11 protein-coding genes and 1 tRNA gene are annotated in these 9,745 nt (G+C 38.9%); 7 read left to right on the top strand and 5 right to left on the bottom strand.

What is annotated here, in order from left to right:
• Nucleotides 1–58: 58 nt before the first annotated feature.
• Nucleotides 59–1,348 carry an IS701 family transposase gene (locus tag VXK47_RS07995; RefSeq protein WP_435548246.1) on the top strand — a complete coding sequence of 430 codons (1,290 nt, stop codon included), beginning with the start codon at nt 59–61 and terminating at the stop codon, nt 1,346–1,348.
• A 261-nt stretch (nt 1,349–1,609) separates the two neighbouring features.
• The gene (gene cysK / locus VXK47_RS07990) at nt 1,610–2,524 is read left to right on the top strand and encodes a PLP-dependent cysteine synthase family protein (RefSeq protein ID WP_435548247.1); all 915 of its coding nucleotides are present in this window, start codon (nt 1,610–1,612) and stop codon (nt 2,522–2,524) included.
• A gap of 78 nt (nt 2,525–2,602) precedes the next feature.
• Here cysK and VXK47_RS07985 read toward each other — a convergent pair whose 3' ends face one another.
• The 4 genes from VXK47_RS07985 to VXK47_RS07970 form a co-directional block, all read right to left on the bottom strand.
• On the bottom strand, nt 2,603–2,803 hold the full coding sequence (locus VXK47_RS07985; RefSeq protein WP_435548245.1) for a hypothetical protein: 201 nt from the start codon (nt 2,801–2,803) through the stop codon (nt 2,603–2,605).
• Nucleotides 2,804–2,806: 3 nt separating this feature from the next.
• Nucleotides 2,807–3,589, bottom strand: coding sequence for an inositol monophosphatase family protein (locus VXK47_RS07980; protein WP_435548244.1), 783 nt, complete (start codon nt 3,587–3,589; stop codon nt 2,807–2,809).
• Nucleotides 3,590–3,704: 115 nt separating this feature from the next.
• On the bottom strand, nt 3,705–4,985 hold the full coding sequence (hflX, locus tag VXK47_RS07975; protein ID WP_435548243.1) for an HflX GTPase family protein: 1,281 nt from the start codon (nt 4,983–4,985) through the stop codon (nt 3,705–3,707).
• A gap of 31 nt (nt 4,986–5,016) precedes the next feature.
• Complete coding sequence (locus VXK47_RS07970; RefSeq protein WP_435548242.1) at nt 5,017–5,337, bottom strand: hypothetical protein; 321 nt, start codon at nt 5,335–5,337, stop codon at nt 5,017–5,019.
• A gap of 623 nt (nt 5,338–5,960) precedes the next feature.
• Here VXK47_RS07970 and VXK47_RS07965 point away from each other — a divergent pair.
• From VXK47_RS07965 to VXK47_RS07955, 3 genes are all read left to right on the top strand, one after another.
• Nucleotides 5,961–6,377: an acyl-CoA thioesterase gene (locus VXK47_RS07965; protein WP_435548241.1), complete on the top strand. Its 417-nt coding sequence runs from the start codon at nt 5,961–5,963 to the stop codon at nt 6,375–6,377.
• A 136-nt stretch (nt 6,378–6,513) separates the two neighbouring features.
• A tRNA-Val gene (locus VXK47_RS07960) sits at nt 6,514–6,588 on the top strand.
• 280 nt (nt 6,589–6,868) lie between these two features.
• Nucleotides 6,869–7,348 (top strand): DUF456 domain-containing protein, encoded by a 480-nt coding sequence (locus VXK47_RS07955; protein ID WP_435548240.1) that lies wholly within the window; start codon nt 6,869–6,871, stop codon nt 7,346–7,348.
• 124 nt (nt 7,349–7,472) lie between these two features.
• Here VXK47_RS07955 and VXK47_RS07950 read toward each other — a convergent pair whose 3' ends face one another.
• Complete coding sequence (locus VXK47_RS07950; protein ID WP_435548239.1) at nt 7,473–8,090, bottom strand: hypothetical protein; 618 nt, start codon at nt 8,088–8,090, stop codon at nt 7,473–7,475.
• Between the two features lie 228 nt (nt 8,091–8,318).
• Here VXK47_RS07950 and VXK47_RS07945 point away from each other — a divergent pair, with 228 nt between their 5' ends.
• Both VXK47_RS07945 and VXK47_RS07940 read left to right on the top strand, forming a co-directional pair.
• Complete coding sequence (locus VXK47_RS07945; protein WP_435548238.1) at nt 8,319–9,140, top strand: toxin-antitoxin system YwqK family antitoxin; 822 nt, start codon at nt 8,319–8,321, stop codon at nt 9,138–9,140.
• Between the two features lie 168 nt (nt 9,141–9,308).
• Nucleotides 9,309–9,740 carry a DUF4140 domain-containing protein gene (locus VXK47_RS07940; RefSeq protein ID WP_435548237.1) on the top strand — a complete coding sequence of 144 codons (432 nt, stop codon included), beginning with the start codon at nt 9,309–9,311 and terminating at the stop codon, nt 9,738–9,740.
• The last annotated feature ends 5 nt before the right edge of the window (nt 9,741–9,745 follow it).

The raw sequence follows: 9,745 nt of genomic DNA, 5'->3' as shown, positions 1-9,745 counted from the left end.
TTAATTCTACTCCGACATTTAACTTGATAATTTTTCCAAAAGATGACATAAGTAATGAATGATAAAAGAAACCGTATATCCAGGGATTGATGAATACATGACGTCTTTTTTTAATTATTTTCACCGGAAAGAAGGGCGTGATTTGGCGAGGAATTATGTTATTGGTTTGATAATGGATGGGGAGCGCAAATCTGTTGAGCCGATGTCGGAGAAGGTCAACGCCTCTGAAAGAAGCATGCAACGATTGCTGACAGAGGTGAAATGGGATGAACAGGAGGTCATCCGGGAATACCGGCGTGTTATGCTTGACAAAACGAGTGATCCCCAGGGAATTATTGCGGTGGATGATACCTCTTTTCCCAAAAAGGGCCGGGACAGCGTATGCGTATCCCGGCAGTATTGTGGCAGGATGGGCAAGGTTGACAACTGCCAAATTGGAGTAAGTCTGACGTATGTTGGACAGGATGTTGCTTGGCCGTATTGTATGGATTTGTTTGTTCCGAAGCAATGGGACGATCTCGAAAACCCCGATTGTCATGTTCGGAGGAAGAAGACAAAAATGCCGGAAACCGCACATCACAAAGAGAAGTGGCGGATGGCGCTTGAGCAGATTGATTTGGCAAGATTTGACGGGGTTCCCCATCGCGCTGTTGTTGCAGACAGTTGGTACGGAAATTTTGCTGATTTCAGGAAGGGATTGGTGGATCGCCGGGAGAGTTACGTTGTTGGTGTCTATTCTGATACAGAGGTGTTTTTGGAGCAGCCTTTGCTTGAATTGGCTCCGCCCAAAAAGAAAAAGCGAGGCAGACCGCAAAAGTTTTCCCAAGTTGTAAATGTCAATCCACAGCCGGTTAAAGTGTCTGATGTTGGAGAAAAGATCGCACAAGATGCATGGGAGCATCTGGAACTGCAGCGAGACAGCAAGGGAAAACCGTTGATGGTTGAGGCTGTGTCCCTTCGGGTATGGCCCGCCACAGGTTATCGGCAAGGAAATGTGAACGAAGAAGTTTCCCTTATCATAGAAAAGAGAGAAAGTGAAAGCAAGGAAAAGGAACTGCGATACTATTTCAGCAATATGCCCCAGTGCAAACCAACTATAGAAATGGTGCGCATTTTTCATGAGAGGTTCTGGATTGAACACGGTTATCAGCAGCTGAAGGAAGAGCTTGGCATGGACCATCATGAGGGGCGGTCTTGGATTGGTTGGCACAGGCATGTGATTCTGGTATTTCTTGCATATGGATATTTGACTTGGATTCGCCTTCTCGAAAAAAAACGAAAAAGCCAGGAGGTGTGGAAAACCTGGATAATGTTACAAGAGACAGCGGGGAGAGAATTTTTCTGTTAACGGGATGCGAATTCCTTGATAGTTGGTTGATAAGACAGCCCCCTGTTCGCTCCTCGGAGCGTTGGCGCAGAAAACAACGAGCAATAAAAATGCCATCGTTATCTGACGTGCGTCATCAAATTTCAAAACTTGTTCTGTACAAGCTGAGAATTTAAATATATTATATATGTCGGAGTAGAATTAATTGCCTCGGTAACAATCAACCGATGGATACACCACCTATCTCCCTAAACACAACTTTTGATTATATCTCTGATCAAGGTGACACTATTTCCTTCAATAAGCAGCACGATAGGATCAACGCCCATGGTGCGGATAAACAAATTAAGTAAGGGGCTTGATGCCGATATTTTTGCCAAACTTGAGTTTTTCAATCCGCTGGGCAGTGTAAAAGACCGTATTGCCGCATCAATGATTAATGATGCAGAATCAAAAGGATTAATTGATTCAGACACCCTGATTGTTGAACCTACAAGCGGAAACACAGGTATTGCGCTTGCCTTTATCTGTGCTGAAAAAGGTTACAGGGTTTGCCTTACAATGCCTGATACCATGAGCATGGAACGAAGAAAGCTTTTAAAACATTTGGGAGCCGCTCTTGTTTTAACACCGGGAGTAGAAGGTATACGCGGTGCTATCGAAAAAGCAAACCTGATTCTTTCCGAAAGCAAAAAAGCATTCATGCCCGACCAGTTTAATAACCCGGCAAATCCCAAAATACACCGTGAAACCACTGCTCAGGAAATGCTAAAAGATACCGGAGGCAATATCGATGCAGTTATAGCAGGTGTCGGCACCGGAGGCACAATAACAGGCATTGCTCAGGCTATAAAAGCAATAAATCCTTCTTTTAAAGCCATTGCAGTTGAACCGGCTGATTCACCTGTATTATCCGGAGGAAAGCCGGGTTCTCATAAAATTCAGGGTATAGGTGCCGGATTTATTCCTCAGGTTCTTGACCGGTCGGTAATTGATGAGATCATCACCGTTTCAAATGAACATGCATTTGAAACGGCAAGAGATCTTGCAAAAAAGGAAGGAATTCTTTGCGGAATATCTTCGGGAGCCTCTGTATGGGCAGCTCTCCAATATGCCAAAAGGAATAAAGGAAAGCGAATCGTTGCTATACTTCCAAGCACAGGCGAACGATATATAAGCACTGATCTTTTTAAATAAATTTATTTGAAAAATATCTTAAATTTTTAAACAGTCCTGTTCATAAATTTTGGCATACTGCAAGTGCGCATAACCGAATTATTGAATCTTGCCTTTGTAGTTATTATCTCCAAACATAAGTTCTTCAAGGATTTCTATACGCACACTCTGGTTTCGTTCAACATAGCATTTCAAGCTCAGTGCACAAAATTTTTTACATACAGGATCATCAATCGAAAAACTGCCAAAACATCCTATATGGTTATCCAATATTTTTTTTTCTTTGCAAACTTCTTTCATATTTTATCCTTTTAATTCCAGCAACTTTATCATTTCATCATGTATTTTGCCATTTGTTGCAAGAATTTCCGGTTTGTATATATCAAACGAATTTCCGGAAAAATCAGTAACCGATCCTCCTGCTTCTTTCGCAATAATTAAGCCAGCTGCCGTATCCCATGGCTTAAGATCCTGTTCAAAAAACCCTTCAAACCGTCCCGCTGCTGTATAACATAAGTCCAGAGCAGCCGATCCTAACCTTCTTACCCCTTGGGATGCTTTGAGACAATTAAAAAACCGCGTCTGTATGTCATCTATTATTTCTTTAAAATTATAGGGAATCCCGGTTACAAGCAAGCTGTCCGTAAGCTTTTGGGTTTTTGACACATGGATGGGAATACCGTTTAAATTCGCACCTTCACCTTTTGTTGCTGTGAAAAGCTCCCCCGTAACAGGATTTAATACTATTCCTGCAACAATATCCCCATTAAGAGCAAAGGCTATGGAAACGGCAAATATTGGAAGATGATGAGCAAAGTTTGTCGTCCCATCAAGAGGATCAATAATCCACAAACATTCAGCATCCCCGTTTTCAAGGCCGCTTTCTTCCGCCAAAATTGTATGCGAGGGGAAAACCTTTTTGATGGTTTCTATGATTAACTTCTCGGACTCGGTATCTGATTCCGTAACAAGATCTATAGAACCTTTCTTTTTAATTTTAGGAATCTTGTCAAAATTTTCTTTCAGAACTTCGCCGCCTTTATATGCAGCTGCAATACCAATTCTTTTAATCAGGTTTATATTCATATCGGAAGTCTTTTACATTTGTTTATTTGCTTATGTCAAACCATTTTGACATATTAAAGGAATTACACACAAATCCAACGCTAATATGCTTAAATATTAGAATTTTTACTCATATTTACATGGTAACGGATTGTATTGACATCTCCATTTTTTCTATAAGTTCCGAAAGAGTCAGTTTGTTGTTAGCTGAAATGCTGATTGCGTCAAAAAAACGACACGCTCTTTGCACTGTGATTTTATCAACCAGATCCTGTTTATTAAATATCCGTATTGTAGGAATATTGTTTAAATTCAGATCGGATATTATTTTTTCAACGGATTCAATCTGGTCTTCGTATCGTGGGTTGCTTAAATCTATAACGTGGAGCAAAAGATCTGCATTATTCAATTCTTCAAGAGTTGCCCGGAAAGCAACAAGTAAATCTTTTGGTAAATCTTTTATAAAACCTACCGTGTCGGTTATTATTACTTCGGTATCTCTTGGAAATTTCAGACGCCTGCTTGAAGGGTCGAGAGTTGCAAAAAGCCTTTTTTCAGCAAGAACGCTGCTTTTTGTAAGAGTATTTAACAGAGTTGATTTACCGGCATTAGTATATCCTATTATTGAAATAACAGGCAGGTTTTTCTTGCTTCGCCTTGCTCTTTGTTGCTGGCGATGCTGTATCACCAGCTCTAAATCTTTTTCGGCCTGGCCTATACGTCTGCGAACCAGTCTTCGGTTTAACTCAAGTTTTGTTTCTCCGGGGCCTCTTCCACCTATACCGCCGGTTAAGCGGGACATGGCAGTGTTTTTGGTAACAAGGCGAGGAAGCATATATTTGAGCTGGGCAAGCTCCACCTGAAGTTTCCCTTCTTTTGTTATGGCTCTTTGAGCAAATATATCCAGAATCAGCTGGGTTCTGTCTATTACCTTGATGTCTATATGGTTGGTTATGGATCTTATCTGAGAAGGATTCAGTTCCTGATCAAAGACAATAATGGAAGCGCCTTTTTGAAGAGCAAGAAGAGAAAGTTCTTCAAGTTTACCATGTCCCATTAAAAATCTCGGATCAGCTTTACTTCGCTGCTGTATAATACTCTCAAGAACTTCAATGTTTCCCGACAAAGCAAGCTCTTTCAATTCATCCATTGATTCTGCAGCTTTGTCTTTAGTATCCGTTGATACACTTACAAGAATAGCTCTTTCCTGTGATACTCCTGCAATGTATACCGAGCGATTTGATTGAGTAAGGCCGGTTTCTATCTCATGGATTAATTCGATACAGCCTATATCGAGCTGATTCGGCTTTAATGGAGGAATAATATTATAATTGACACTATTCTTTTCCGGCTGAATATGCCCGACATGTATTTCATAAGGCTCGCTGTCTTTTGTCAATGTAATAGCAGCAATCATATCAAGCCTTAATAGTGTAAGGTCTGTCAGATCATCTCTTGGATAAGGCCTCGTTATTCATATGAACATGTACGCACCTTAAACCGATTAATCGTTGTTCAGCAGTTCTGTAATCACTTAAATCCGGTATTACAATACGCTTGTTATCTCCTACAATAACAGAGATTATCCTGCCTCGTCGATCTATTAGAAGCCCTGTCTGGCGACGAATTTCACCTGCAGCAAGACAAAGCTCCCGCGCAACTTCAGGCGTAATAAGAAATTCAGGAGCAATGCGGCGCCGAAAGAATTTTTCAAGTCTTCTTAACTGGTCGGGCTTAAGACCCGAGGTGTTACCAAAAAGTTTTTTCATTTTATTAGTTTATATGGGTTGCTTCACTATTAAAAATCAATTTATTTCATATTCCGGAATATATCTGTTCACAATAAATTTAACGGTTTTTTCCGGATAACCCGGATTTACTTTTATGATAAGTCTTTATTCGATAAAATCAACATATGTAATATCGGATATAATCAGCTGCTTCTTATTCGTAATGTCCCAATATGTTCTTGACAATAAAGGTTTATTGTATAATAAGAGCAGCTTCATATCATATTTATAGAGTTCTCACCGAAGATACATGGAACATGTTTCTCATACAACATCATGGCCGATAAAAAAGTATCACTAAGAAATTTTATTTACCGCGAACTTTTCAAAGCCGCTCTTTTGCCGCTTTTCGTTATTGCAGTTACTTTGCTGAGTTTGTATTTTATACGGAACCGGCCTGGGTATGGCAGTTGTTTGGGGGACAGTAAAAGATCATAAGGGGTATTATATAGAAGTTAAAAGCATTGTCAGAAAAGGTTCTACCTTTACGGTTGATATAAATTAGGGGCCGGAAAATATGTTAAAAACCTTATACTGCCAAAGAAACTGTAAGCGCAGTTAAAGAAGAACTGAACAAATAATTACTATATAAAAAAGTTACTATGCCAGAATTCAAATTTTCAATTCCAATGAAAGTACGTATTGATGACTTAAATTATGGAAATCATGTTGGGTATCAAATCTATCTTGTATATTTTCAACAAGCCCGAATAGCATATCTTGCTCAGTTCGGTTTTTCGGAAATGAATATAAACGGCTACGGCATGATCATCTCTGAGGCAAATTGCAGGTATAAACAGGAGTTGTTTTTCGGTGATGATATTATTATAGAATGCAGAGTCAGTGAATTGAAGTCTAAGCTGTTTATAATGGATTACCGGATTATGAAAGCAGCTAAGATCTGTGCTTTGGGATTTACTGCTAATATGTGTTTTGATTATAGCAAAAAGAGAGCCGTAAGCCTGCCTCACGATTTTATAAGGTTGATACAAGAATTCGAGGGTATTGAGAATAAATAGCAAAGAAGAATTATTCAAAGCTCTCATGTTATTTAAACCAGCCACCTTTTCTTTTTATTACCTTTTGATCTTCTTATACAGGCAAATCCATTTCTCTTGACACATAAATTAAGTAATGTTAATGCCAATAAATTGAAGGCGCGTAGCTCAGGGGGAGAGCGCTACCCTGACACGGTAGAAGTCGTTGGTTCAAATCCAATCGCGCCTACCAATTAAATTCAAGAAGTTAAAAAGCTATAAAACAAGAAAAGGCCGGTAAAGCGTTACCAGCCTTTTCTTGTTTTATAATGGTCAGATTCCGCTTCACCACATCGTGTTATCGGATGTGCACTGCATCACAGTATTGTGTGCGTAAATGAGCGTCTAAAAATATAAAACTGGTTTTATCGACAAAATAGCAAGTTCTGGAAAAAACCACACCTGTTATAATTGTTCTGATGTTTCACGTTAAACAAATATAAATGCGGGTTATTGTTACAACTATGGCTTTTATGTCTATTTTTATCCTAATATCAGGAATTATACTTGTTTTATGTGGTTTGGTTGGCTTAATCATTCCGGTGATTCCAGGTCCGGCTCTGATTTGCGCCGGTCTAATATTTGCTGCCTGGGCAGATCATTTTTCACATGTTGGTGGTATTACAATAGTTACTTTGATTTGTTTTGCTGTTCTCGCACATATAACCGATATTGTTGCAGCTTCCTTTGGTGTAAAAAAATTTGGGGCGAGCAGTTGGGCATCTGTTGGGGCTTTTGTTGGTGAAGTGGCGGGTCTTTTTTTCGGATTAGCCGGTATTTTTATAGGGCCGTTCATTGGAGCTTTTATCGCAGAGTTGATAGCAAGAAACCGCATTGAACCGGCCCTTCGTGCCGGTCTTGGCTCCTGGATGGGTATCCTTATAGGCTCGGTTGCTAAAGCAGCTCTCGGATTTACAATGATAGGAATATATATTATTGCACGATTTTTTTAACAAAAGTACCCGAATCGTCATGCCGGTCCCGATTCGGCATCCGGAACAGATTGAATATATATAGTTCCGCCTTTTGTTGGTTCGAATTATCATGCGCTTTCTGTTTATCTTTCCGAAAACAGGCTTATTTTTCAATAAGTCCGGCCTGGCGTTTTATCCTCAACAGGCCGGGGCTTTTATTCAGATACATCAGTGTTGAAGAACATCCTGCCGAAATAAAAATTGATTCGATTTGATCAAATAAAACAATTTTATCAGGCCAGGTAAAGTCTTTTTTCTTTTTTTTAAATATTTCCCATTCTTCGCGCGCCACCGGATTTTTACCAAAAACATCTTCTTCTGCTTTATCACATAAGAACATTTGACACACAATGGGTTTGACCCGCCATACACATCCTTCCGGCGCCAGATAAACACACTTATAACTTTTATTAGGCTTTTTAAGCATTGTTTCCATACGATCAAGTTCGGCTTCGTTTGTATTTAAGGCATTTATCACCACATCGGCAAAAAAGGTTATGATTCCGTCTTTTGAACAACAGGCGCTTAATCTGCTTTGATAGCAACTCAAACTACAAATTGCAGAGAAGTGATCGGATAGAAATTTATCGGTTTGACTTCGAAACAAGAGATATTCGTTAAGAGATGATTCTACTGTGCGAAGCAATTCAGTCTTCAAATCTGCCATATGGCTACGAATTATTTGAAGCGCTTCGAGTTGTTCTTTTTGATAGCTGTTCATTTGCTGGCCATCTTATATTTGACATCCAATAATCATTTTATTATATAACTTGTTGTCAGCAAAACAAATTCCTGTTTATTCAACCAACATATAACAATAATAAACCGTTTAATAAAAACAAGACAACAATATTTATCAATAAAACTTGTTTGTTAAAATTTATATCTTTAAAAGAACCATAACATACCAATTTCAATTTATACTATCAAGTTTTTAAAGGGGGTTTCAATGCGATCGAAAAGAATAGCAATTGGGATTATTGTATTGGCGTTCATGATGTCGATATCTGCTTCATCCGTATTTGGAGAAGAAAACATTCCCGGACTAAGGGAGGTTTCCACTGCCAACGAGCATTATTTTGTATATGAAAAAGATGGGAAAGAACTGCGCCAGGGCCTTTATAAAAAAACACACTCAAACGGCCAGAAACTTATGGAGGGCCAATACGAACAGGGCAAAAAAGATGGCTCATGGACTTATTGGGATAACAAGGGCAATATTATCAAAACGGAAAGCTATAAAAAAGGTGAGCGGCATGGAAAATGGGCCGAATGGTATTATAACGGAAAAAAGCTTTTTGAAGCCGAATTTAAAGATGATCAGCCGATCGGTACCAAAAAAGAATGGTCTATGGATGGAAACTTAAAAGCTGAAACTAATTACTCACAAATAAAATCTGGCTTGCTGGCGGAAGTAACCGGATGGTATAGTACCGGACAGATGCAATCAAAAAGTACTTATTTAAACGGAAAGCAATATGGTTTGGAAACCCGCTGGTTTTTAAATGGTAATAAAACAAGCGAATTTAATTACACAAACGGTCAACGAAACGGCTTATGTGAAACATGGTATGAAAACGGAAACCCCAAAACCACAGATACTTATGTAAATGGCCGTAAAACCGGAAAATCCATCGAATGGTATGATGATGGACAGAAAAAATCCGAAGGTATATATTCTGACGGAAAAGACGGACTATGGACATTCTGGGAAAAATCCGGAGAAATACAAAAACAGGTTAAATATCAAAAAGGACGGGTGGTTAAATAATAAATCCATATCAAGAGACAAGACTTCGTAATAAGTGTTATACAAAGATAAAAAAACAGGAGATTATGATGAAAAGAAAGTTAATACTATATCTGTTTATTCTTTCAGGACTGATCCCGGGTATATTTTCTCTGGCCTTCGCTCAGGATATAGTTCCATAAAATCCGTTTGGTAACTCTATTTTCCGATCAGGCTCTTGTCACCAGGGAAGCTAATATATCTGTTCATAAAGGTTTAAATGAGATATTTATCGGCGTTGATGCCTTTAAGGTGGATTCCGACTCGGTTTCCGCAAAAATATTTGGCAAAGGTGAGCTTTACAGCGTTCAGCTAAAAACTATATATCTTGAAAAAGCCCCCCAGGAAAACATTAAAGATCTCGAAAAAAAGCTGAAAGATTTAAAAGCAGTACGAACGGCCATGAACGGTGAAATAAATGTATTAAAAAAACAAGGAAAGGTTCCTTGTATAGTGGACCCCATGTCAAGACTGATTTTCATAAAAATTAAGCTACCAAAGGTCTCTGATATTTTCTCCGGGTTTAAGTTCTTTTTTCTTACAAAGTCCTTTTCAAAAGGTCCGCTATTGCCGGATAAATGAAAAAT

The organism is Desulfobacterium sp. N47, assembly GCF_051233685.1.
Classification (GTDB): domain Bacteria; phylum Desulfobacterota; class Desulfobacteria; order Desulfobacterales; family RPRI01; genus RPRI01.
The sequence above is the reverse complement of the archived record's forward strand: the minus strand, read 5'-3'. Positions and strand labels throughout refer to the sequence as shown.